The sequence below is a fragment of the Comamonas brasiliensis genome (genome assembly GCF_018292285.1).
Classification (GTDB): Bacteria; Pseudomonadota; Gammaproteobacteria; order Burkholderiales; family Burkholderiaceae_C; genus Comamonas; species Comamonas brasiliensis.
In genome coordinates this window covers 768,798-792,307 of the sequence record NZ_JAANES010000003.1, presented here as the reverse complement: position 1 = coordinate 792,307, position 23,510 = coordinate 768,798, and the positions used below count along the sequence as shown (strand labels likewise).

Genomic DNA, 23,510 nt, shown 5'->3' with positions numbered 1-23,510 from the left:
AGACATGCATAAAAGAATATTTCTGACGGCGGCTGCCTTGGCCGCACTGACCGTTGGTTTGCCGGGCATGGCCAGCGCGGCGGGCGAATGGCCTCAGCGTCCGGTGCGCATGGTGGTGCCCTTTCCGCCGGGCGGCGGCACCGACGCCACTTCGCGACTGGTGGCGGACAAGCTCAATCTGGGCATGGGCTGGACGGTGGTGGTGGACAACAAGCCGGGCGCGGGCGGCAACATCGGCCTTGATGCCGTGGCCAAGGCGGCGCCCGACGGCTACACCATAGGCATGGGCCAGGCTGCGAATCTGGCGATCAATCCCAGCCTGTATGCCAAGATGCCCTTTGATCCGCTCAAGGACTTCACTCCCATTGTCAGCGTGGCCCTGCAGCCCGTGGTGCTGACCGTGCGCGCCGGTTCGCCCTTCAAGAATCTGGGCGACTTCATCAAGGCTGCCAAGGCCAGGCCCGGCACTTACGGCATAGCCCAGGCCGGCAACGGCACGGTGGGTCACCTGGCCGGCGAGATGCTGGCGCGCCGCGCAGGCATCCAGATCCTGCAGGTGCCCTACAAGGGCGCGAACCAGGCGATGACGGATCTGCTGGGCGGACAGGTGGAGCTGTACTTCGGCAACACCGTATCCGTGATGCAGCAGCTGACCTCGGGCAAGGTCCGCGCCCTGGCCGTGACTTCGGCGCAGCGCGTGCCTTCCCTGCCCGATGTGCCCACGGTGGCCGAGCAGGGCTATGCCGATTTCGAGGCTTCGACCTGGCTGGGCCTGGTGGGCCCCGCGAACATGCCGCCCGATGTGGTCAGGCGCATCGGCGATGCCACCATGAAGCTGCTGGCCACCAAGGAGGTGCAGGACAAGCTGGCGCAGGAGGGCAGCATGCCGACGCCGGCCGGTGCGGAGAAGTTCGGCGCCTGGATCAAGAGCGAGCATGCCAAGTGGGGCAAGCTGATCCGCGAAGCCCAGATCAAGCTCAACTGAGTGCCTCGGGCCGGGGCGGGCGAGCAACCGCACCGGCGCCGCATTTCCTGTGCTCTGAAAGGCGTCTCAAGAGCAGCTTTTTCAATTGCAGGAAAGCGCCTGGGGCGATTTCCTGCAACCAGTGCCAACGTTTCAGCGCCCACCTCATGCAAGCCCGATTCGATATCGAGAAATTCAACGCTCCTGCATCGTCTGCGCCGTCCCGCGCGGATGCGCAGCCGGGCACGCCTCGCAGGCTGCGCGGCATCCTGTCTCTGGATGATTTCGAGACAGCGGCGCGCAGGCATCTGCCGGCGCCCATCTTTGCCTATGTGAGCGGCGGCTGCGAGACCGACAAGTCCCTGCGCGGCAACCGCGAGGTCTTCGACAGCTACCGCTGGATGAGCAGCGTGCTGACCGACACCTCAGGGCGCACGCTGGCAACGACGCTGATGGGACAGACCTATGCAGCTCCTTTCGGTATCGCCCCGATGGGCATCAGCGCACTGTCCGCCTATCGGGGCGATCTGATCCAGGCACGGGCCGCTGCGCGGGCCCATATCCCGGCCATACTCAGCGGCACTTCGCTGATCGCGATGGAAGAGGTGGCCAAGGCCAACCCGCAAGCCTGGTTCCAGGCCTATGTGCCCGGAGAGAAGGAGCGCATCCTCAGGCTGCTGGACCGTGTCGAGGCCGCAGGTTTCAAGACCCTGGTGGTGACGGTCGACACGCCGGTCTCGGGCAACCGCGAGAACAATATCCGCGCGGGTTTCTCAACGCCGCTGCGGCCCAGCTTGCGTCTGGCCTGGGACGGCATCACCCATCCGCGCTGGCTGCTGGGCACGGCCCTGCGCACCCTGGTTTGTCATGGCATGCCGCATTTCGAGAATTCGCAGGCCACGCGCGGTGCTCCCATTCTCTCCTCCAGCGTCACGCGCGACTTCGGGGCACGCGACCATCTGAGCTGGGATCATCTGGCCCTGATCCGCCAGCGCTGGCAAGGCAATCTGGTCGTCAAAGGGATTCTGCGGCCCCAGGATGCGCTGTCCGCGCGCGATGCAGGGGCGAACGGCATCATTCTGTCCAACCACGGCGGCAGGCAGCTCGACGGCTCGATATCGCCCATGGAGACGCTGGCGCAGGTGGTCGATGCGCTGGGGCCCGAATATGCGGTCATGATCGACAGCGGCTTCCGGCGTGGCAACGATGTGCTGCTGGCACTGGCACTGGGAGCCAAGTTCGTCTTTGTGGGCCGGCCCTTCAATTACGCAGGAGCCGTGGCGGGGGAGGCGGGAATCCTGCACGCGGCCGGCATTCTGGCCTCCGAGATCCGGCGCAATATGGCCTTGATCGGTGTGCAGAGCCCGCACGGCATGCGGCGCGAGCACCTGCATCGCCGCAGCTGATCCCGCAGGGTAAGGCCACGAATTGCTTGCCGGAGGCATGCGCCCGGCAGCAGTTGCACCTTGATGCGAGGCCGCCTCTGCAGCCGTCGAAGGCCTGGCAGGTTCGCTGCCGTGATTGCTCTCCATGAATGCAAATATTGTGCGACGCCGGGGCGAGAAGCCGGCTGCGCAACACTCAAAGCGAGCGGTACGCTCAATAATGGCAGACAGAAAAGAGCGGCGTCACCAGGTTCGGACGCATGGTTGCTCCGGGTAAGCCGCTGATCTATGTCTGACACTGTTGTTTTACGTGGGCCCGAGAGGCCGGACCTGCTGCGCCACGAGGTGCTGGCCGATATCTTCGAAGCGACCGCCGCGGCCCACCCCGAACAGATAGCGCTGATCGAGGGACAGGGCGAGCAGTTGCGTCAGTGCAGCTATGCGGAGCTGGATGCCGATGCCAACCGTGCCGCGCACCGGCTGATCGAGGCCGGCATCCGCCCCGGCGACATGGTGGGCCTGTGGCTGCCGCGCGGCATGGAGCTGCTCACGCTGCAGCTGGCGATCGCCAAGACCGGCGCGGCCTGGCTTCCCTTCGATGCCGAAACGCCCACCGAACGCATCGCCACCTGCCTCGGCGATGCGAATGCCAAGGCGCTATTGATCGCGGAGCGGCAGACGCATCTGGTGCAAGCCCAGGCAGGTATTTCAGCGCAGGTCTTCAGCGATACCGCACTGCTGGCGCCGCTGCCGGCGGGTACGGCGCTGCGCCGGCGCGATGGCGCGCAGCCCGGCCACCCGGCCTATGTGATCTATACCAGTGGCTCCACGGGCAAGCCCAAGGGTATCGCCATCACCCAGGGCAGCATCTGCCACTTTCTGCGCAGCGAGAATGCGCGGCTTGGCGTGCACCGGGGCGACAAGGTCTACCAGGGCTTCTCGGTGGCCTTCGACATGTCGTTTGAGGAGATCTGGATCAGCTACCTCGTGGGCGCGACGCTGTGGCTGGCGCCGCGCGAGATCGCCGGTGACCCGGAGGCCCTGCCGCGCGCGCTGATGGAGCAGCAGGTGACGGTGCTGCACGCCGTTCCCACGCTGCTGGCGCTGTTCGCGCAGGATGTGCCGACTTTGCGTCTCATCAATCTTGGCGGCGAGATGTGCCCCGAATCCCTGGTGGCGCGCTGGGCCAACCGGGAGGACGGTGGGCAGCGCCAGATGTTCAACACCTATGGGCCGACCGAGGCCACGGTGTCGGCCAGCCTGGCCGAACTGCGGGCCGGCGAGCCGGTCACCATCGGCACGCCGCTGCCCAACTACGGCCTGGTGGTGGTGCAGGTGATCGAGGCCGACAGCTTTCCGGCCGGCACCGCGCCTGCTCTGGTGGGCTTGCCGCAAGGCGAGGTCGGCGAGCTGTGCATCACCGGCCCCGGCGTGGCGGCTGGTTACCTGGGCCGCCCCGAGCTGACGGCCGAGAAATTCCTCGCCAATCCCTGGGCTCAGGGGCTGCACGATACGCGGCTGTACCGCACCGGGGATCTGGCGCGCATCGACGAGCACGGCCAGATCCACTGCCTGGGCCGGGCCGACGACCAGGTCAAGATCCGTGGTTTTCGCGTGGAGCTCGGCGAGATCGAGGCCGTGATGGCTCAGCAGCCGGGCGTGGGTACCACGGCGGTGCTGCTGCGTCAGGACGAGGGCATAGACCAGCTGGTCGCCTTCTACGTGCCCACCGAGGTTGCCGCACCGCCTGCGCATTCCACGCTGCGTGCCGCCCTGGCCGAGCGCCTGCCGCCCTATATGGCGCCCGCGCGCTTCGAGGCGCTGGCCGAGATGCCGCGCCTGACCTCGGGCAAGATAGACCGCAAGGCACTCAAGGTCCGGCAGCTGTCTGCAGCGATGGATGCTTGCGGCTCCGACCTGCCCGAAACTCCGGCCGAGGAAGTGCTGTTCGCGGCCCTGGTCCAGCTTTTCCCGGGGCAGTCCATACGCCGCGGGCTGGACTTCTTCAGCGACCTGGGCGGGCATTCCCTGCTCGCGGCGCGGCTGACCTCGCTGCTGCGCGCCGATACACGCTTTGCCCGGGCCACGGTGAGCACCATCTACCAGCAGCGCCACATAGGCCTGATCGCCGATGCACTGCAGGCCGCCATGCTGGCCGATGATGAAGCCATAGCGGGCGTTCCGCCGCGGCCGTTTCGCATCCATTCCGCGTGGCGGCGCTGGCGCTGCGGCGCGGCCCAGGCGGTGGCGATTCCGCTGCTGGTGCTGATCAAGATGGCACAGTGGCTGGCGCCGTTCTTCACCTATCACTTCTTCACCGGCGACGAGAACGACTCGGTCTGGTTTGCCGTGGCCATGTCGGTGCTGGCTTTCGCGATCGCCACCCTGGCCGAATTCGCGATCGCCTGGGCCGGCAAATGGCTGGTCGCCGGGCGCCTCAAGCCCGGGCGCTACCCGCTGTGGGGATGGACCTATTTCCGCTGGTGGTTTGCCGACCGGCTGGTGGAGGCCGTGCCCATCGCGATGATCACCGGTTCCTCGCTGCACCCGCTGTGGCTGCGTGCGCTGGGCGCGAAAGTGGGCCTTGAGACCAATCTCGGCTCGATGACGGTGCGCGTGCCCGACCTGCTGGTCATCGGCGACGGCGTGAGTGTGGGCAATGCCGTGAGCCTGGAGAACGCGCGCGTCGAAGGCGGTGAGCTGGTGCTGGGCCGTATCGCCATCGGCAACCAGGTCTGCATAGGCTCATATGTGGTCGTGGAAGGCAATACCCGCCTCGAAGACTGGGCCCACCTCGAGGGTCAGTCGGCGCTGGCCGACGGCATGGTCCAGCCCGCGCGCAGCATCTGGGCCGGCTCGCCGGCGCGGGCCGTGGGCGAGTTCGACCCTGCCAGCCTGCCGCCGCGCCAGACTGCGGGTCGGCTGCGCCAGGCCCTGGAGATGCTGGTCTTCCTGGCGGGAGGCCTGCTGGTGGCCACGCTGTTCTTCATGCCGGTGTTCCCGACCTTCATGCTGATCGACGTGCTCGACGTCGAGGCGATTTCGGTGCGGCCGTTGCTGGAGCAGGGTGTGGTCGATGCGGGGGGGGCCTTCATGCTGCGCCTTCTCAAGTTCTTCGTGCTGGCACTGCCATCCAGCCTGGTGCTGGTGGCATGCACGGTGCTGGCGGCGGCACTGGTGCGCTATCTGTTCCTGCCGCGCACGCGGGCCGGTACCTGGTCGGTGCACAGCGGGCGTTACCTGGGCAAATGGCTGGTCAACCAGATCCAGGAGGCGAGCCTGTCCACGCTGCACGGCATCTACGCCACGGTCTACTCCTCCACCTGGTACCGGCTGCTGGGCGCCAAGGTCGGCAGGCAGACCGAGCTGTCCACCGCGCTGGGCGTGGTGCCCGATATGTTGACGCTGGGTGACGAATGCTTTGTGGCCGATGCCGTGATGCTGGGCGACGAGCTCATCGACGGCGGCTGGATGACGGTCAAGCCCACGGTGGTGTCGCGCCGCAGTTTCATCGGCAACGGCGCCTATGTGCCCGATGGCTCGACCATCCCCGAGAATGTGCTCATAGGCGTGATGACGGCCGTTCCACGCAATGCGGACATGCAAAGTGGCGATACCTGGCTGGGGGCACCCGCGATCAATTTGCCGGCGCGCGAGGTCGCACAGGGCTATCCCGAGCATCTGACGTTTGCGCCTTCTGCGTGGCGGCGAGTCGCGCGCGGGTTGGTGGAGGCCGTTCGCATTGCCGTTCCACATGCGCTGGTGATTGCCGTCGGCTATGCCATCGTGCTGGATGCGATGCCTCTGGCTTCTGAAGAGCGCTTGGGGGCCGTGGTGCTGGACCTGGCCATTTCGGGGGTGGTCTTCGGGATCGTGGCGTTCTTTCTGGTGGCGCTGTTCAAATGGCTGGCGATCAGGCGCTACGGCAGGACGGCCGTGCCCATGTGGACACCTTTTGTCTGGCTCTCCGAGGCTGCGACCAATATGTACGAGGGCATGGCCGTGCCCAACTTCCTGCGTTACCTGCGTGGCACACCCTGGCTGCCACTGGCCATGAACCTGATGGGCTGCAAGATTGCGGCCAGCGTCTATCTGGATACCACCGACATCACCGAGCATGACTGCGTGACGATCGGCGCCCACAGCGAGCTCAACGCGCTGTGCTGCCCGCAGACCCATCTGTTCGAGGACCGGGTGATGAAGATAGACCATGTGTCCATAGGCAGCCGCGTGACCATGGGCGCGCGCTGCACTGTGCTCTACAGTGCCAGCGTGGGAGACGACGTACAGCTCGGGCCGCTGACCCTGGTAATGAAGGGCGAGACCCTGCCCGCGCGCACGCGCTGGGAAGGCGCGCCGGCCGCACCGGCCCGGCGCCGCAGCGGGATGGCCTGATGCAGATCCGGCCCTGCGTCTTTGCCGGCGAGCGGCGAGCCGATGCGCCGCAGCTGCGGTTGGTACAGGGTCTGGATGCCGCAGACCGTGACAGGGCGCGAGGTCAGGCTCGGGCGGCGCTGCGCACCTGTCTGGCGCCGGAGCTAGGCTGTACCGAGGCCGAATTGGAGGTCAGCAATCTGCGCAACCAGGCGCCGCGGTTGTTGCTGCGCGGCAAGCCGCTTGCGGCGCCGCAATGTTCCATCAGCCATGCGCCGGGACTGGCACTGCTGGCCTGGCATGACCGGGCTGCGGTAGGTGTGGATATCCAGGCCGTGAACGAGACCACGCCGCGCCGCGAGCTGGAGGAGGTAGCGCGCCTGTTTCTGAGGCCGGAAACCGCTCGGAAGTTTCTGGATATTGCGCCGGACACGCTTTTTTTCGAAGCATTTGCGAGCGCCTGGACGCAGCACGAAGCCAGGCTTAAATGCGCCGGCCTGGGTCTGACGGAATGGAGCGGCTCGCTGCAGGCGCGGCTGACGGGTATGGACTGCGCACCGCTGGAGCCCGCAGCTGGCTATGCGGGCGCCGTGGCCTGGTATGGCGCTGCCGGCGGCGGCGTGCGCTGAACAGGCCGTACATCAGGATTCGATCGCCCAAAAAAAAGGCTGCCGGAGGCAGCCTTGGCGAGTGAACGCAGTGCTTACTGGAAGCCCAGCGTATGCGGCAGCCAGGTGGACAGTGCCGGAATGAAGGTCAGCAGGCACAGCACGACGAAGTGGGCCAGCAGGAACAGCGGCATCTCGCGCGTCAGATCGGTGATGGACACGCGCGTGGACACGGCGGTCACGAACAGCAGGCCGCCCACCGGCGGCGTGATCATGCCCAGCGTGAGGTTGACGATCACCACCATGGCGAAGTGCGTGGGATCGATGCCCAGGCTGAAGGCAATGGGCGCGAGAATGGGCACCAGAATCATCACGCCGGGCAGCGGCTCCATGAAGATGCCGAAGACCAGCAGCAGAATGTTCACGGCAATCAGGAACATCACGGGCGAGAGTTCCCAGCTCACGATCAGCTCGGACAGATACTGCGGAATGCCTTCCACCGTGAGCACCCAGGCAAATGCTGCCGAGGTCGCCATCACCAGCAGCACCGAGGCCGTGAGCATGGCCGAGCGCGCCAGGATGCCGGGCAGAGCCGACCACTTGAGCGTGCGGTAAACCCATTTGCCGCAGACCAGTGCATAGAACACGGCCACGACGGACGCTTCCGTGGGCGTGAAGATGCCGAAGCGGATGCCGACCACGATGAGCACGATGAGCATCAGCGCGGGGATGGCCTTGAAGCTGGTGCTCCACATCTCGCGTGCCGAAGGGCGCGGCTCGGTGCTGCGGTAGTTGCGCTTCTTGCAGACCCACCAGTTGACGGCCGCCATGGCCAGCGCGATCAGAATACCGGGAATGAAACCGGCCATGAACAGTCCGCCCACGGACACATTCTCATCCTGCAGCGCATAGATGATCATGCTCACCGATGGCGGAATGATGGGGCCGACGATGGCGGTGCTGGCCGTCAGCGCGGCCGCATAGGGACGGCTGTAGCCGGCCTTGTCCATCATCTTGACCATCATGGAGCCGGGGCCGGCTGCATCGGCCAGGGCCGAGCCCGAGATGCCCGAGAACATGGTCAGCGACAGCACATTGGCATAGCCCAGGCCGCCGCGCAGATGGCCGACGAACTGGGCGGCAAAGCGCAGCAGCACGGCCGTGAGTGCACCGCCCGACATCAGCTCCGCGGCCAGGATGAAGAAGGGCACGGCCATCAGCGGAAAGCTGTCGATGCCCGTGAACATTTCCTTGAAGACGATCAGCTGTGGATAACGTCCACCGACAAAGACTGCAAGGGCTGCCGAGATGGCCAGCGCAAACGCCACCGGAAAGCCCAGCGTGAGCAGGGCGATGATGGCAACAAATAAAGTGATACCCATGATGTTTCAATCAATCAGAGATTCATGGCGCAGCGCATGAAACTGGCGCGTCCCAAGTGAGATACACCGAGGAAGGGCCTATGCCGGCCGCGCCGCCCCGCACCGAAGGTGTGTCTCCCTCCCGCGAAGCGAGAGAGGGGGAAGCAGCGAAGCTGCACAGGGGGTGTTTCATATCGACGCTGCGGCATCCGCATCCATTTCATCGGACTCGGCGAAGCTGCCTGCGGTGATGTAGCCGCGTGCGATGAACAGCAGATGGATCAGCATCAGCACAAAGCCCACAGGCATGGCGCCGTAGATATAGGAGATCGGAATGTCCGTGGCCGCCGTGGTCTGAAAGCGTGTGGCGTACACATACTGCGAGGAGGTCACGGTCATCACGACAAAGAAGACCGCGAGGATCAGCACGACAAAGCCGCGCATGGCCTGCGCCTTGCGGGTGCTCACGCTGCGGTGCAGATTGTCGATGGCCACATGGCCGCCAAAGCGCAGCACCAGGCCGGAGCCCAGAAAAGTGACCCAGATCATCATGTGGCGGGCCACTTCCTCGGCCCAGACGATGGAGTCGCCCGTGGTGTAGCGCAGCACCACGTTGGCAAAGACGATGCAGGCCATGGCCAGCAGCAGCAAAATCAGCAGCCAGCGATTGCCGGCCACGAGAATGCGTTCGATACGATCAAGCATAGGAGTGGGGGGGAGCAGAGGCAGCGGCGAAGCCTGCCGCAAGAGCCGGCTGCGTCACGGAGTTGAAGGCTGCGTCATCATCGGCGGGAATTGGCGCAAGTCCATTCGTGCTGACCGCAGCCGGGCAAGGACCTGCCTTGCCCGGGAGTGAGAAAGATGCATGGGACTGCCTCAGCGGAGGCCGTCCCATGGTGCCGGTGCTTACTTGACGGCGGTGATGGAGTCCAGCGTCTTCTGGCCGAACTTCTTGGCGTATTCCTTGTACGCGGGCTCCAGCGCGGTGCGGAAGGCGGCCTGATCGACCTTCTCCACGACCTTCATGCCGTTGGCCTTGGCTTCTTCAACGCCCTTCTTCTCCACGTTGTCCACAAAGGCGCGCGAGGCCAGTGCACCCTTCTTGGCGGCTTCCGTGAAGGCGGTCTTCTGGGCGGCGTTCAGCGAACCCCAGAACGAGGGCGACACGATCAGGGCCATGGGGGCGTAGACGTGGGAAGTCAGGGTCAGGTGCTTTTGCACTTGCCACAGCTTGGCGGACACCAGCACGGAGATGGGGTTCTCCTGGCCGTCGATCGTGCCTTGCTGCAGCGCACCGATGACTTCGGGCCAGGACATGGGAGTGGGCGAGGCACCCAGGGTGCGGAAGGCCGTGATGTGCACGGGGTTCTCGGTCACGCGGATCTTCAGGCCCTTGAGGTCAGCCACGCCATTGACGGCATGCTTGTTGTTGCTCAGATGGCGAAAGCCCTGCTCGCCCCAGGCCAGCGCGATCAGGCCGCGCTTCTGGAACTTGGCCAGCAGGTCCTGACCGAAGGCACCGTCCATCACGGCACGTGCGTGCTGGGTGTCGCGGAACAGGAAGGGGATATCCACCACGCCCACATCGGGCACGAAGTTGCTCAGGGCGCCGGTGGAGACGATGGCGGCTTCCACGGTGCCCAGCTGCAGGCCTTCGATCAGCTCACGCTCGCCACCCAGGGCGGAGGCGGGGAACTGCTTGAACTTGTAGGCACCGTTGGTGCCTTTTTCCACGCCTTCGGCCCAGGCGTTGGCAGCAGCGCCGTAATGGGAGTTGACGGCCAGCGCATAGCCGATCTTGACTTCCTTGCCCTGGGCAAATGCAGTGCCTGCGGTCAGGGCGGCTGTTGCTGCCACGGCCGTGGCGACAAAGGTGCGGCGAATCATGCGCATGGTGTTGGTCTCTCAGAAATGTTTTGAAATGAATCAAAAATTGTAGTGAGTGCCAACCGTGGGTTTTTACGCATCCGGGGGTCGTCTTGTACGGGTGGATGCATCGTGTTTGGCGATGGGTGGACGTCAAAAAAGGCCTCCGTGCCGGCAAGCACGGAGGCCTTTGAAAATGAGAGCTGCTTGCGCTTGTTCTCAAACGATTTCAGATCGTTTTGATGTTGAAATCATTAAGCAAAGAGCGGTTGCAGCTACTATTTTTGCTGAGCCAGCAGCTGATCGGCAAGCTGCACAAAGCCGTCGCCGCGCTCGGCCGTGGTCACATAGCGCGGCAGATGCCTGAGCTGGGGCACGAAACGCGCGATATTGGCCACGCCCACGCTGTGGGGCATGTGCTCGAACATCTGCTGGTCGTTGGTCGAGTCGCCGATATACACCCAGCGCGTCAGCGTGGCGTCCAGATTGATGTCGAACAGCTCGCGCGTGATCCAGCGTGCACCTTCGAGCTTGTTGTGCTCGCCGAACCAGCCGTTGATGTGGATGGAGCTGACGGTGGCATTCATGCCGGCCGCCTTCATGATGGCCACGCATTCATCGATCTGTGCCTGGGGCATGTTCGTGAATTCGCTGTGGTCCACGGCGATATCGCATTCACGGCCGGCCGAGTCCGTGGCGCGTTTGGCGCCGGGCACGGTGGCCTCGATCTGCTCGAGCACCTGCTGCATGCGGGCAAAGTTGCGGGCGCGCTCGTCGGCAGATTGCTGGTAGAGCTTGTCCAGGCCGCCCTGGGCATTGCGGCGCAGGGCCACGGCACCGTTCTCGGCCACGATGGCGTCCACGGGCCAGGCCGATGCGAACGGCACGCTCCAGCCCACGGGACGACCAGTGATGGGCACCACTTTCAGACCCGCATCCTTGAGGCGCGCAATGGCGGCCACCACATGCTCGGGCACCACGCCCTCGGTGGTCAGCGTGTCGTCGATATCGGTCAGCACGCCCAGCAGCTTGGCAGGTGTCTGCAGTTCAGACAAAGGGCGCAGAAATTCTTGGCTCACAACAAACTCTCTCGATGTTGATCCTCGCCTGAAGCCAGCGCGGTCCAACTCAGAGACATCGAGCAAGAGCCGCCTCGCAGCGAGGATGTCGTCCCCCTCCGGCGAAGCCAGAGAGGGGGAAGGCGCGAAGCGCCTCAGGGGGTGATCACGCTCAATTCGCCGAGCCCAGTGCCAGGCCCGCATGCTCGCGCAGCGGGTGGAAGTGGATCTTGGGGAAACGCTCCTGCGCCAGGCGCACGTCATAGGGGCTGGTGCACAGATAGGCCAGGGTGTCGGCCGCATCATGCGCCAGGCGCATGGGGTAGGCGTTCTCGAACTCGCGCAGCTCGGCGGGCGAGTCTGCCGTGATCCAGCGTGCCCCGGTGTACTGGCAGCCTTCCAGGCGGACGTCGCAGTCGTACTCGGTCTTGAGGCGGTGCTGCACCACTTCGAACTGCAGCTGACCCACGGCGCCCAGCAGCATGTTGCCGCCGACATCGGGCTTGAAGACCTGAATCGCGCCTTCCTCGCCCAGCTGCATCAGGCCTTGCTGCAGCTGCTTGGTGCGCAGCGGGTTCTTGAGCACCACGGTCATGAACATTTCGGGTGCGAAGAAGGGCAGGCCGGTGAACTGCAGATTGGGGCCGTCGGTGATGGAGTCGCCCAGCTGCACGCCGCCGTGAATCGTGAAGCCGATGATGTCGCCCGCATAGGCCTCGTCGACGGCCTCGCGGCGCTGCGACATGAAAGTCACCACGGACGTGGGACGCAATTCCTTGCCGGTGCGCTGCACCTTCATCTTCATGCCGGGGGTGTACTTGCCGGACGCCACGCGCACGAACGCAATGCGGTCGCGGTGGTTGCTGTCCATATTGGCCTGCACCTTGAACACCACGCCTGCGAAGGTCTTGTCTTCGGGGTTGATGGTGACTTCTTCGCGCTGGCGGTTCACTTCGGTGAAGGCAACGCGCGGGCCGGGCGGGGGCGACATGTCGACCACGGCGTCCAGCACTTCCATCACACCGAAGTTGTTCACACCGGAGCCGAAGAACACGGGGGTCAGCTTGCCTGCCAGGAAGGCCTCATGGTCCCATTCGGCCGAGGCGCCAACAGCCAGTTCCATGGATTCCAGGGCATCGTCGAAAGCCTTGCCAAAGCGCGCGCGCAGTTTGTCGCCTTCGCTCAGTGGAATGACTTCAAAGTCCTTGGGGCCGCGGTCGCTGCCGGGCGTGAACACCGTCATGCTCTGCGTGCGCAGATTGATGATGCCGCCGAAGCTCTTGCCCTGACCCACGGGCCAGGTGATGGGGCAACAGGGCATGCCCAGTTCGCGCTCGACTTCGTCCATGATGTCCAGCGGGTCGCGCACTTCCCGGTCGAACTTGTTGACGAAGGAGATGATGGGCGTGTTGCGCTGGCGGCAGACCTCGATCAGGCGGCGGGTCTGCGATTCCACGCCGTTGGCCGCGTCAATCACCATCAGCGCCGAGTCCACGGCCGTCAGCACGCGGTAGGTATCTTCCGAGAAGTCCTTGTGGCCGGGAGTGTCGAGCAGGTTGATCACATGGTCGCGGTAGCTCATCTGCATCACCGACGAGGCCACCGAGATGCCGCGCTGCTTTTCGATTTCCATCCAGTCGGAGGTGGCGTGGCGCGAGGCCTTGCGGCCCTTGACGGCGCCGGCAATCTGGATCGCGCCCGAGAACAGCAGCAGCTTTTCGGTCAGCGTGGTCTTACCCGCGTCCGGGTGGGAGATGATGGCGAACGTACGACGGCGCCGGGTTTCTGGGGCGTATGACACAGTATTGAGAGCTGTAAATACAGCCGGAGAACGCCGGCTGTGACAACAAAAGGTGCAGCGGTCCGTTTGCCGCACCAGGCCCGCACCCATGCAGGGCAGACCTGTGAATAAGTCTTGAGGGCGCTTATTTTAACGGCAGGGCCAATTCTTGGAGCCGCTGCGGAAATGCGGGCCGGTCGACGCCACTGCCCAAGGCCGCCGGCTGCGACAACTGGCAGATGCACAGCACAATAGAGGCCTTGTTTCCGGTCCTCATCTTTCTCTCATGAATAGCGCCCCGCAGGAGGTGAACACCTCCTTACCCAACCAGTCTCCTGCCACTGCTGCTCCGGTATGGATCAAGCGCGGCACTCCCGAGTACTGGCGGGTCAGCGTGGCGTTGTTCCTGGCGGGGTTTGCCACCTTCTCCCTGCTGTACTGCGTGCAGCCGCTGCTGCCGGAGCTGGTCCACAGCTTTTCCGTCAGTCCGGCCCAGAGCGCGCTGGCGCTGTCGGTCTCCACGGCCTGCCTGGCCGGATCCATCGTGCTGGCGGGGGCCTTGTCCGAGGGGCTGGGGCGGCGCAAGCTGATGTTCATCTCCATGGCACTGGCGGCGCTGTGCAATCTGCTGGCTTCATTCATGCCGCAATGGCATGCGCTGCTGGCCGCGCGGGCGCTGGAAGGCTTGTTGCTGGGCGGCGTTCCCGCCGTGGCCATGGCCTATCTTTCCGAGGAGATCGATCCGCCTGGTCTGGGCTTTGCCATGGGCCTGTATGTGGGCGGCACGGCGCTGGGCGGCATGCTGGGCCGGGTCGGCATGAGCGCCATGACCGAATTCTGGGGCTGGCGCCACGCCATGGCGGTGCTTTCGGTGCTCGATCTGCTGGCCGCCCTGGGTTTTGTCTGGTTGCTGCCCCATTCGCGCAACTTCATCAAGAAGACCGGGCTGGGCGCCAGATACCACCTGCAGGCCTGGGGCCGTCATCTGCGCCACCCGGGCTTGCCGCTGCTGTTCCTGATCGCCTTCGGCCTGATGGGTGTGTTTGTCAGCATCTACAACTATGCCGGCTTTCTGCTCAGCGCATCGCCTTATGGTCTGAGCCAGTTGCAGATCAGTCATATCTTCTACGCTTATCTGCTGGGCACGGCGGCGTCGCCGATTGCCGGGGGGCTGGCCGACAGGCTGGGTCGCGGGCCGGTGCTGGTCGCGGGCACTTTGCTGATGGCCTTGGGCGTGGTTCTGACCCTGCTACAGCCGCTGGCTGCCATCGTGACGGGCATGGTCCTGCTGACGGCCGGCTTCTTTGTCGCGCATTCGGTGGCCAGCGGCTGGGTGGGGCGGCTGGCCACGCAGTCCAAAGGCCATGCATCGTCGCTATACCTCTGGGGCTACTACATGGGCTCCAGCGTGCTGGGGGCCGGGGCGGGCTGGTTCTGGTCGCGCTGGGGCTGGACGGGCGTGGGCTCGGTGGCCCTGGCCGTGCTGGCGCTGGTCATCGTGCTGGCCCTGCGCGTGCAGTGGCTGGCCAAGGTCGCAGCCGCGAACCGGGCCGCGTCTTGATGCCGTCTTGATATCGGCAAGCCCAATCTCTACCCGTTCTTGACGGGCTAATTTCTACAGTTCCTCCATCGCAATCAAGCCGCGTGAACGGCTTGCGGGAGGAATGAAATGAGCATCACCTGGATCGAAGCCCTGGCCGCCCTGACGGCGCTGGGGCTGTTTGCCTATTTGGGCTATGCGCTGCTGCGCCCCGAGAAATTCTGAAGGGGGCGCCATGCAAGTGCTGCAAGACCTGATTTTTGTGAGTCTGACCGTGGTCTGCTTTGTCGGACTGCTGGGCTTTGTGCGCGCCCTGGCGCGCATCTGAAAGGGGTGGATCATGTGGCTACCCTGGATGGAATTCGCGGCCGTGCTGACGGCGGCGACCTTGCTGACGATTCCCATGGGCCAATGGCTGGCGCGCTGCTTTACCAGCGAGCACCATGGCTGGCTGGAGCGCCTGAGCTACCGTGCCATGGGCGTGAACCCGCAGGAGCGCATGGGCTGGCAGCGCTATGGCGCAGCCCTGGTGCTGAGCAATGCGCTGATGATGCTGCTGGGCTACGGGCTGCTTCGCCTGCAGGGCGCCCTGCCGCTGAATCCACTGGAGATTGCGGCGCAGGCGCCCGACCTGGCCTTCAACACCGCAGCCTCCTTCATCACCAACACCAACTGGCAGGCCTACTCGGGTGAGAACAGCCTGAGCAATGCAACGCAGATGGTGGTCATCACCTTTCTGATGTTTGCCGGTGCCACCACGGGTGTTGCTGCCGGAGCCGGCTTTGTGCGCGGCCTGGCGCGATCCAGTAGCAAGGATGTCGGCAACTTCTGGGTCGACTTCGTGCGCGTGTTCTGGCGCGTGCTGCTGCCGCTGTCCTTCATCATGGCCCTGGTCTATGTCTGGCAGGGCATTCCGCAGACCCTGCATGCCGAAGCCGTGGCGACGACGCTCGAAGGAGGCCGTCAGCAGCTGCTGATGGGGCCGGTGGCCAGCCTGGAAAGCATCAAGCATCTGGGCACCAACGGCGGCGGATTCTTTGCCATGAATGCGGCCCATCCCTTCGAGAACCCGACACCGCTGACCAATCTGCTGCACATCCTCTCGATGCTGCTGATTCCTGCGGGCATGACCTACGCCTTCGGCTCCATGCTGCTGCGTCGCAAGCAGGGCTGGGTGCTGTTTGCAGCCTGCATGGTGATGTTCGTCGGCTTTCTGAGCCTGGTGTTCGTGGCCGAGCAGAACGGCAGCCAGCTGCTGGCGCGCGCCGGAGCCGATCAGCAGTACAGCCTGACCCAGAGCGGCGGCAATATGGAAGGCAAGGAGCTGCGCTTCGGCATTGCCGACACGGCCTTGTTCGTGGCCACCACCACGGCAGCCACCACGGGCTCGGTCAATGCCATGCATGATTCGCTGACCCCGCTGGGCGGCATCACGCCGCTGGCCCAGATGATGCTCAACTGCGTCTTCGGCGGCGACGGCGTGGGGCTGATCAATCTGATTCAGTACGCCATCCTCACGGTGTTTCTGGCCGGCATGATGATCGGTCGCACGCCCGAATTCCTGGGCAAGAAGATCGAGGTGCGCGAGATCAAGCTGGTCATGCTCGCGGTGCTGGTGCCGCCGGCCTGCATTCTGGGATTCACGGCGCTGGCCGTGCTCTGGCCCGATGCCGCAGCCAGTCTCAACAACCGCGGCCCGCATGGCTTCTCGGAGATCCTCTACGCCTATGCATCGGCCACGGCCAACAACGGATCGGCCTTTGCCGGGCTGAACGCCAACACCCCGTTCTTCAACACCACCACGGGTCTGGCCATGCTGGCGGGGCGCTTTCTGACGCTGCTGCCCATGCTGGCCGTGGCCGGCAGCCTGGCGGCCAAGGCCACCGTGCCCGCAGGGCCGGGAACATTCCCCACGGCCACGCCACTGTTCATGGGCCTGCTGGTGTTCGTGGTGCTGGTGGTGGGCGGTCTCACCTTCCTGCCGGCGCTGGCCCTGGGTCCCGTGATCGAGCAGCTGCAAATGCTGGTGGGTCAGCTCTACGCCTGACGCCTTCTTCCAAGTGATGCCAATGGTCTGCAGTCCTTGTGCGGCTGCAGACCGGGGAGCAAACATGAAAACATCGACTCAAACTCTTTGCACCTCGGTGCAGCCCGGTCATGCAACAACGCAGCCCGAGGCGCAAGCCGCTTCCTGGCCCCGGCTGCTGGGCGCCAGCGTGCGTGCCGCCTTGCTGGTGATGGTGGTCTCGGGCATTGCCTATCCCCTGCTGACCACGGGCGTGGCACAGGCGCTGTTTCCCCATGCGGCCAATGGCAGCCTGATCGAGCGCGAGGGCCGGATCGTGGGCTCGGCCCTGATCGGCCAGCAGTTCACCGGGCCACAGTACTTCCACGGCCGCCCCAGCGCCACCATGGCGCCGGACCCGAACCAGGAGGGTGCAAGCCTTGCTGCTCCCTACAACGCAGGGCTTTCCGGTGCGAGCAACCAGGGGGCGACGCACAAGGACTTGTCCGAAGCCGTGGCGCAGCGTGTCGCCCGGTACCGCGCCGATAACGGCATGGCCGCAGATCTGGCGGTGCCGGTGGATGCGGTCACCGCCTCCGCCTCGGGTCTGGACCCGCATATCTCGCTGGCCAATGCCAGGCTGCAGCTGCCGCGCGTGGCACAGGCGCGCCAGCTGCCCGAGGCCAGGCTTGTGGAGCTGATGGACAGGGCCACCGAACCGCGCAGCCTGGGCCTGCTGGGCGAGCCGCGCGTGAACGTGCTGCAACTCAATCTGGCGCTGGATGCCTTGCAGCCCACCAACAGCGCTGCGAAGGAGTAAGCCATGAGCGCAAGAAAAATGACGGCAGGCCGCAGCCTGCTTGACGCCGCGCTGGTGAAGTCGGCGCTCTGGGATGCGCTGCGCAAGCTCTCGCCACGCACGCAGTGGGCCAACCCGGTGATGTTTGTGGTGTATCTGGGGGCGATCCTGAGCAGCCTCTTGTGGTGGCAGAGCCTGATGGAGCCGGGCAGCGAGAACAGCGGCTTTGTGCTGGCGATTGCGCTGTGGCTGTGGTTCACCGTGCTGTTTGCCAACTTTGCCGAGGCCCTGGCCGAGGGCCGCAGCCGCGCCCAGGCCGCCAGCCTGCGCGGCATGAAGCGCGATACCGTGGCCAAGCTGCTGCAGCAGCCGCATTTCGGCAGCTCCTGGATTCCCATGCGAGCCAGCGAGCTGCGCAAGGGGGTGGTCATCTTCGTCGAGGCCGGTGACACGATTGCACTCGACGGCACGGTGATCGAGGGCGTGGCGTCGGTGGACGAAAGCGCGATCACCGGCGAATCCGCTCCCGTGATCCGCGAGGCCGGGGGCGACTTCTCGTCGGTGACCGGCGGGACGCGCGTGCTGTCGGACTGGCTGGTGGTGGAGGTCACGGTCAACCCCGGCGAGTCGTTTCTGGATCGCATGATCTCCATGGTCGAGTCGGCCAAGCGCCAGAAGACTCCGAACGAGATGGCGCTGACGATCTTGCTCGTGGGTCTGACGCTGGTCTTTCTGCTGGTCATCGTCACGCTGTGGCCGTTCTCGGTCTTTGCGGTGACGCAGGCCGGTACGGGCTCGGTCGTCGGCATCGCCGTGCTGATTGCGCTGCTGGTCTGCCTGATTCCGACCACCATCGGCGGCCTGCTGTCGGCCATCGGCGTGGCCGGCATGAGCCGCATGATGCAGGCCAACGTCATCGCCACCTCGGGGCGGGCTGTGGAGGCTGCAGGCGATGTGGACGTGCTGCTGCTGGACAAGACCGGCACCATCACCCTGGGCAACCGTCAGGCCTGCGACTTTCTGCCGGCACCGGGAACGAGCGCCGCGCAGCTGGCCGAAGCGGCCCAGCTGTCATCGCTGGCCGATGAAACCCCCGAAGGCCGCAGTGTGGTGGCGCTGGCCAGGGAGCGCCATGGCCTGCCCGAGCGCAGCAGCGCCGATTTCCCGGGCGAGTTCGTGCCCTTCACCGCACAGACGCGCATGAGCGGGGTGGACCTGCAGAGCGCTCAAGGCCTGCGCAGCTTGCGCAAGGGCGCTGCCGATGCTGTGCGCCGGCATGTCGAGGCGCTGGGCGGCAGCTTCCCGGCCCAGGTGCAACTGGCCGTGGACCAGGTCTCGCGCAAGGGCAGCACGCCGCTGGTGGTGGCCGACGGCGCCAGGGTGCTGGGCGTGATCGAGCTCAAGGACATCGTCAAGCCCGGCATGCGCGAGCGCTTTGCCGAGCTGCGCCGCATGGGCATACAGACGGTGATGGTGACGGGCGACAACCCGCTGACGGCAGCCGCCATTGCCGCCGAGGCCGGCGTGGACGATTACCTGGCCGAAGCCAGGCCCGAGGACAAGCTGCAGCTGATCCGCTCGCACCAGGCGGCCGGCCGTCTGGTGGCCATGACGGGGGACGGCACCAACGATGCGCCGGCCCTGGCCCAGGCCGATGTGGCCGTGGCCATGAACAGTGGCACCCAGGCTGCCAAGGAAGCCGGCAACATGGTCGATCTCGACTCCAACCCCACCAAGCTGATCGAGGTGGTGGAAACCGGCAAGCAGATGCTTATGACGCGCGGGGCCTTGACCACCTTCAGCATTGCCAACGATGTGGCCAAGTATTTCGCCATCATTCCGGCCGCCTTCGTGGGCACTTATCCGCAACTGGCCTCGCTCAACGTGATGCAGCTGCACAGCGCGGATTCCGCCATCCTGAGCGCCGTGATCTTCAACGCGCTGATCATCATCGCCCTGGTGCCGCTGGCCTTGCGCGGCGTGCAGTACCGCGCCGTGGGCGCCGCCATATTGCTGCGCCGCAACCTGCTGATCTACGGCCTGGGCGGGCTGATCGTACCGTTCGTGGGCATCAAGCTCATCGACCTGCTGCTGACCGCGCTCCATCTGGTCTGAGTCGTTCGCCCTCTGGGGCTCCTCCGGGCTCCCAGGCTGCCGAGAAGCGTGCAGCCAGGGCCGCCCTGTCTCTTTCGCATTTCCTATGTCTCAATCTTCCGTGAAGAAATTTCTGGCCGTGGCAAGCGCCTTGCTGCTGATGGCTGCTTTCGGCGCCAACCCCGCCCGGGCCCAGACTCCTGCCGACGAGGCTGCAGAAAAGCCGCCCGTCACCGGTTCGCTCGGCCTGCTCAGCGACTATCGCTTTCGCGGCATTTCGCAAACCTGGCAGGGGGCGGCCGTGCAGGGCGGTGTGGAGCTGGCCCTGCCGCGTGGCTGGTATCTGGGCACTTCGCTGTCCAATGTCTCTACCCACAGTTACGGCCGGGGCCAGGGGCTGGAGCACGATATCTACGGCGGCTGGCGCGGCGATGTGGCGCCCGGCTGGCAGCTCGATGCCGGGCTGCTGCACTACCGATACCCCGGCGCGAGGCTGATGGCCGATGACGGCACTGCCAGGCGCTTTGACACCACCGAGCTCTACCTGGGCGCAGCGCATGGTGGCTTCAGCGCCAAGTGGTCTGTGGCGCTGACGCCTTATTTCGGCCTGGGAGAGAGCACGGCGGCTTCAGCCTTCGCGTCGGCGCTGCGCCCCTCGGGCAGCAGCCGAGGCAGCCAGTATCTGGATCTGAACTATCAGCATCCGCTGGCCGATATCGCCACCCTGGGGCTGCATGGCGGCTATACCTGGGTGCGCAATTACGGCGATGTTTCCTATGCCGACTGGCGGCTCTCGCTGTCCAGGAGCTGGGGCGCGTGGACGGCCTCGCTGGCCTATGTCGGCACTTCGGCCGATGCACGCTTCTACAGTGCAGCCAACGGCCTGGGCCAGTGGCGGGATCTGGGCCGCAGTGGCTGGTTGCTCGGACTGAGCGCCGGGTTCTGAGCGGGCTTGAGTGATACGCTGATCGTCCGATGCCTTCATCCACCACCTCCTCCACTGCGTCGCGCCCCGATCCCGACGCGCTGCTCGCCCAGTTGCAGGCCGACAGCCAGCGCGCCCATCGTGGCAAGCTGCGCATCTACTTCGGCTCCAACGCCGGGGTGGGCAAGACTTATGCCATGCTGGCGGCCGCGCAGCGCGAGCGCCAGGCTGGGCGCAGCGTGCTGGTCGGGTTGGTGGAAACTCACGGCCGTGCCGAGACCGAGCAGCAGCTGCATGACCTGGAGCTGCTGCCGCGGCGTCAGCTGGTCTACCAGGGCCGGCAACTGGACGAGTTCGATCTGGATGCCGCACTGGCGCGCCGCCCGGAAGTGCTGCTGCTCGACGAGCTGGCGCACAGCAATGTGAGCGGCTCACGCCATCCCAAGCGCTGGCAGGATGTGCAGGAGCTGCTGGAAGCGGGGATTGAGGTGTGGACCACGCTCAATGTTCAGCATCTGGAAAGCCTTAACGATGTGGTGGGCGGCATCGTGGGCATACAGGTCCACGAGACCGTGCCCGACCATCTGTTTGACGATGCCGACGAGGTCATCGTGGTCGACATTCCGCCCGAGGAGCTGCTCAAGCGCCTCAAGGCAGGCAAGGTCTATCCGCTGGAGCAGGCCGAGCGGGCCTCGCGCAATTTCTTTCGCCAGGGCAATTTGCTGGCGCTGCGCGAGCTGGCCTTGCGCCGTACGGCAGACCGGGTCGATGAGGACATGCGCGACTATCGCCGCGAGCGTGCCATCGGCGATGTCTGGCCGACGCGCGAGCGCCTGCTGGTGGGCGTGGGCGGGCGCGCCGGCGACGATGCCCTGGTGCGCCAGGTGGCACGCCTGGCGAGAAGGCTGGAGGCCGACTGGGTGGTGGTCTATGTGGACGCGCCCGAACGCCAGCATCGGCCCCGTGCGGCCCAGGAGGCCGTGCTCAAGACCTTGGCGCTGGCCGCACGCCTGGGTGCGGAAACGGCCACCATTCCCGGCGCCCATGTGGCCCAGGCCCTGGTGGACTTTGCGCGTGAGCGCAATGCCAGCCATCTGGTGCTGGCGCGCGCGCAACAGGCTCTGGGCCGCTGGCTGCGCTGGCGGTCCCCCAGCCTGTCCGAGCAGATTGCCGCACTCGATCCCGGGCTTGACGTGCTGCTGCTGTCCGTCAAGCAAAGCAAGCACGAGGGCCGCATCCGCTTGCCGCCAGAGCGCGAGCAGTCCGTCCCCTGGAAGGGCTATGCGGGCGTGACGCTGGCCTGTCTGGCGGCCACGGCCGTGGCGGAACTGCTGCTGCAGGTGTTCGATCCGGCCAATGTGGTCATGCTGTTCCTGCTGGTGGTGGTGCTGTCCGCCGTGCGCTGGGGGCGGGGTCCCGGCGCATGGGCGGCCCTGCTGTCGGTGCTGCTGTTCGACTTCTACTTTGTGCCGCCGCGCAACTCCTTCAGCGTCAACGATACCCAGTATCTGTTTACCTTCAGCCTGATGCTGGGCGTGGCCCTGGTCTGCGGCCAGCTCACGGCGCGGCTGCGCCATGAGGCGCGCGTGGCCGCAGAGCGCGAGAGGCGGGCCGGCGCGCTGGCCAGGCTGGCGCGCGACCTGTCGGGTGCGCTGACGCAGGAGCAGGTCACGCGCATTGCGCTGACCACCATGTCAGGCGTCTTCGACGCCCAGACCGGGCTGCTGGTGCCCGATGCCGACGAGCAGCTGCAGCTGGCGCAGGGCAGCGAGGGCACGATCGACACCAGCGTGGGCCGCTGGAGTATGGAGCATGGCCAGATGGCCGGCTACGGCACCGATACCCTGGCCGCTGCGCCGGCGCTGTATGTGCCGCTGATGGCGCCCGTGCGCTCGCGCGGCGTGCTGGTGCTGCAGCTGCGCGCGCCGCAGAAACTGCGGGTGCCGGAGGAGCGCCGTCTGCTCGATGCCTGTGCCAGCCAGATCGCGCTGGCGCTGGAGCGCGTGCATTTTGTGGAAGTGGCGCAGCAGACCCAGATCGCCATGGAGGGCGAGCGCATGCGCAACACCTTGCTCTCGGCCGTCTCGCACGATCTGCGCACGCCGCTGACGGGCATTCTGGGAGCCGCCCAGGCGGCCTTGCCGCATGCGCCCCAGGGGCCGGCGCATCACATGCTGCTGCAGATCCGCAATCAGGCTCAGGCGCTGCAGCAGCTGGTGGACAACCTGCTGGCCATGGCGCGGCTGCAGCAGGGCGGCGTGCAGCTCAAGCGGGAATGGCTGCCGGTGGACGAGCTGGTCGGCAGTGCGCTGGCGCAGATGCGCGAGCGACTGGCAGCTCATGTGCTGCAGACCTCGATGCCGGCCGGGCTGCCCTTGCTGCAGCTCGATGCCGTGCTCATGGAGCGGGTGCTGGTCAATCTGCTGGACAACGCCATCAAATACACGCCCGAGGGCACGACCATCACCGTGGCCGCGCGCGTGCTGGGCAGCGACTGCGTGCTGAGCGTGCAGGATGCCGGGCCGGGCCTGCCAGTGCATCTGTCGCCCGAGCAGCTGTTCGAACCCTTTACCCGCGGGCAGGCGGAGAGCGCCGTGTTCGGCATGGGGCTCGGCCTGGCACTGGCGCAGCGCATCGTGCAGGCCCATGGCGGCCGCTTGCAGGTGGCACAGGCTGAGCCGGGGCCGGGCACCGTCTTCAGCATCTCGCTGCCAGTGCCCGAGCAGCCGGCCATGGACGAATGAGCCGACA

General features: G+C 65.7%; 16 protein-coding genes. 11 read left to right on the top strand and 5 right to left on the bottom strand.

Annotated elements, in window-relative coordinates:
* Positions 1-4: 4 nt before the first annotated feature.
* The 4 genes from DJFAAGMI_RS16235 to DJFAAGMI_RS16220 all read left to right on the top strand — a co-directional run bounded on the left by DJFAAGMI_RS16235 (position 5) and on the right by DJFAAGMI_RS16220 (position 7,352).
* Complete coding sequence (locus tag DJFAAGMI_RS16235; RefSeq protein WP_211457898.1) at positions 5-985, top strand: Bug family tripartite tricarboxylate transporter substrate binding protein; 981 nt, start codon at positions 5-7, stop codon at positions 983-985.
* A 146-nt stretch (positions 986-1,131) separates the two neighbouring features.
* The gene (locus DJFAAGMI_RS16230; protein WP_211457897.1) at positions 1,132-2,370 is read left to right on the top strand and encodes an alpha-hydroxy acid oxidase; all 1,239 of its coding nucleotides are present in this window, start codon (positions 1,132-1,134) and stop codon (positions 2,368-2,370) included.
* 267 nt (positions 2,371-2,637) lie between these two features.
* Entirely contained in the window at positions 2,638-6,744 is a 4,107-nt protein-coding gene (locus DJFAAGMI_RS16225; protein ID WP_211457896.1) for a Pls/PosA family non-ribosomal peptide synthetase, read from the top strand.
* Positions 6,744-7,352, top strand: a complete 609-nt coding sequence (locus tag DJFAAGMI_RS16220) for a 4'-phosphopantetheinyl transferase family protein (RefSeq protein ID WP_211457895.1) — start codon at positions 6,744-6,746, stop codon at positions 7,350-7,352. Before DJFAAGMI_RS16225 ends, DJFAAGMI_RS16220 begins: the two co-directional genes overlap by 1 nt.
* Before the next feature lie 74 nt (positions 7,353-7,426).
* On the opposite strand, the gene DJFAAGMI_RS16215 is transcribed toward DJFAAGMI_RS16220, so the two are convergent.
* The 5 genes from DJFAAGMI_RS16215 to DJFAAGMI_RS16195 all read right to left on the bottom strand — a co-directional run bounded on the left by DJFAAGMI_RS16215 (position 7,427) and on the right by DJFAAGMI_RS16195 (position 13,417).
* Complete coding sequence (locus tag DJFAAGMI_RS16215) at positions 7,427-8,713, bottom strand: TRAP transporter large permease (RefSeq protein WP_003059041.1); 1,287 nt, start codon at positions 8,711-8,713, stop codon at positions 7,427-7,429.
* A 168-nt stretch (positions 8,714-8,881) separates the two neighbouring features.
* Positions 8,882-9,397, bottom strand: a complete 516-nt coding sequence (locus DJFAAGMI_RS16210; protein WP_043005417.1) for a TRAP transporter small permease — start codon at positions 9,395-9,397, stop codon at positions 8,882-8,884.
* 201 nt (positions 9,398-9,598) lie between these two features.
* Positions 9,599-10,585 (bottom strand): TRAP transporter substrate-binding protein, encoded by a 987-nt coding sequence (locus tag DJFAAGMI_RS16205; RefSeq protein ID WP_003059037.1) that lies wholly within the window; start codon positions 10,583-10,585, stop codon positions 9,599-9,601.
* Between the two features lie 251 nt (positions 10,586-10,836).
* Complete coding sequence (locus DJFAAGMI_RS16200; RefSeq protein ID WP_211457894.1) at positions 10,837-11,637, bottom strand: HAD-IIB family hydrolase; 801 nt, start codon at positions 11,635-11,637, stop codon at positions 10,837-10,839.
* A gap of 151 nt (positions 11,638-11,788) precedes the next feature.
* Positions 11,789-13,417: a peptide chain release factor 3 gene (locus DJFAAGMI_RS16195; protein WP_211457893.1), complete on the bottom strand. Its 1,629-nt coding sequence runs from the start codon at positions 13,415-13,417 to the stop codon at positions 11,789-11,791.
* Between the two features lie 265 nt (positions 13,418-13,682).
* Here DJFAAGMI_RS16195 and DJFAAGMI_RS16190 point away from each other — a divergent pair, with 265 nt between their 5' ends.
* From DJFAAGMI_RS16190 to DJFAAGMI_RS16160, 7 genes are all read left to right on the top strand, one after another.
* Positions 13,683-14,957 (top strand): MFS transporter, encoded by a 1,275-nt coding sequence (locus DJFAAGMI_RS16190; RefSeq protein ID WP_211457892.1) that lies wholly within the window; start codon positions 13,683-13,685, stop codon positions 14,955-14,957.
* A 108-nt stretch (positions 14,958-15,065) separates the two neighbouring features.
* Positions 15,066-15,161: a K(+)-transporting ATPase subunit F gene (kdpF, locus tag DJFAAGMI_RS16185; protein ID WP_003059029.1), complete on the top strand. Its 96-nt coding sequence runs from the start codon at positions 15,066-15,068 to the stop codon at positions 15,159-15,161.
* A 115-nt stretch (positions 15,162-15,276) separates the two neighbouring features.
* Positions 15,277-16,983, top strand: a complete 1,707-nt coding sequence (kdpA, locus tag DJFAAGMI_RS16180) for a potassium-transporting ATPase subunit KdpA (protein WP_211457891.1) — start codon at positions 15,277-15,279, stop codon at positions 16,981-16,983.
* Between the two features lie 64 nt (positions 16,984-17,047).
* Positions 17,048-17,761, top strand: a complete 714-nt coding sequence (gene kdpC / locus DJFAAGMI_RS16175; protein ID WP_211457890.1) for a potassium-transporting ATPase subunit KdpC — start codon at positions 17,048-17,050, stop codon at positions 17,759-17,761.
* 3 nt (positions 17,762-17,764) lie between these two features.
* Positions 17,765-19,855 (top strand): potassium-transporting ATPase subunit KdpB, encoded by a 2,091-nt coding sequence (gene kdpB, locus DJFAAGMI_RS16170; protein ID WP_211457889.1) that lies wholly within the window; start codon positions 17,765-17,767, stop codon positions 19,853-19,855.
* A gap of 85 nt (positions 19,856-19,940) precedes the next feature.
* Entirely contained in the window at positions 19,941-20,780 is an 840-nt protein-coding gene (locus DJFAAGMI_RS16165) for a TorF family putative porin (protein WP_211457888.1), read from the top strand.
* Between the two features lie 29 nt (positions 20,781-20,809).
* Positions 20,810-23,503, top strand: coding sequence for a sensor histidine kinase (locus DJFAAGMI_RS16160; protein WP_211457887.1), 2,694 nt, complete (start codon positions 20,810-20,812; stop codon positions 23,501-23,503).
* Positions 23,504-23,510: the final 7 nt, after the last annotated feature.

Bases quoted from the DNA above. Each gene is read 5' to 3' on its own strand.
- DJFAAGMI_RS16235 (WP_211457898.1), top strand. From the start codon at position 5: ATGCATAAAAGAATATTTCTGACGGCGGCTGCCTTGGCCGCACTGACC.
- DJFAAGMI_RS16230 (WP_211457897.1), top strand. From the start codon at position 1,132: ATGCAAGCCCGATTCGATATCGAGAAATTCAACGCTCCTGCATCGTCT.
- DJFAAGMI_RS16225 (WP_211457896.1), top strand. From the start codon at position 2,638: ATGTCTGACACTGTTGTTTTACGTGGGCCCGAGAGGCCGGACCTGCTG.
- DJFAAGMI_RS16220 (WP_211457895.1), top strand. From the start codon at position 6,744: ATGCAGATCCGGCCCTGCGTCTTTGCCGGCGAGCGGCGAGCCGATGCG.
- DJFAAGMI_RS16215 (WP_003059041.1), bottom strand. From the start codon at position 8,713: ATGGGTATCACTTTATTTGTTGCCATCATCGCCCTGCTCACGCTGGGC.
- DJFAAGMI_RS16210 (WP_043005417.1), bottom strand. From the start codon at position 9,397: ATGCTTGATCGTATCGAACGCATTCTCGTGGCCGGCAATCGCTGGCTG.
- DJFAAGMI_RS16205 (WP_003059037.1), bottom strand. From the start codon at position 10,585: ATGCGCATGATTCGCCGCACCTTTGTCGCCACGGCCGTGGCAGCAACA.
- DJFAAGMI_RS16190 (WP_211457892.1), top strand. From the start codon at position 13,683: ATGAATAGCGCCCCGCAGGAGGTGAACACCTCCTTACCCAACCAGTCT.
- kdpF (WP_003059029.1), top strand. From the start codon at position 15,066: ATGAGCATCACCTGGATCGAAGCCCTGGCCGCCCTGACGGCGCTGGGG.
- kdpA (WP_211457891.1), top strand. From the start codon at position 15,277: ATGTGGCTACCCTGGATGGAATTCGCGGCCGTGCTGACGGCGGCGACC.
- kdpC (WP_211457890.1), top strand. From the start codon at position 17,048: ATGAAAACATCGACTCAAACTCTTTGCACCTCGGTGCAGCCCGGTCAT.
- kdpB (WP_211457889.1), top strand. From the start codon at position 17,765: ATGAGCGCAAGAAAAATGACGGCAGGCCGCAGCCTGCTTGACGCCGCG.
- DJFAAGMI_RS16165 (WP_211457888.1), top strand. From the start codon at position 19,941: ATGTCTCAATCTTCCGTGAAGAAATTTCTGGCCGTGGCAAGCGCCTTG.
- DJFAAGMI_RS16160 (WP_211457887.1), top strand. From the start codon at position 20,810: ATGCCTTCATCCACCACCTCCTCCACTGCGTCGCGCCCCGATCCCGAC.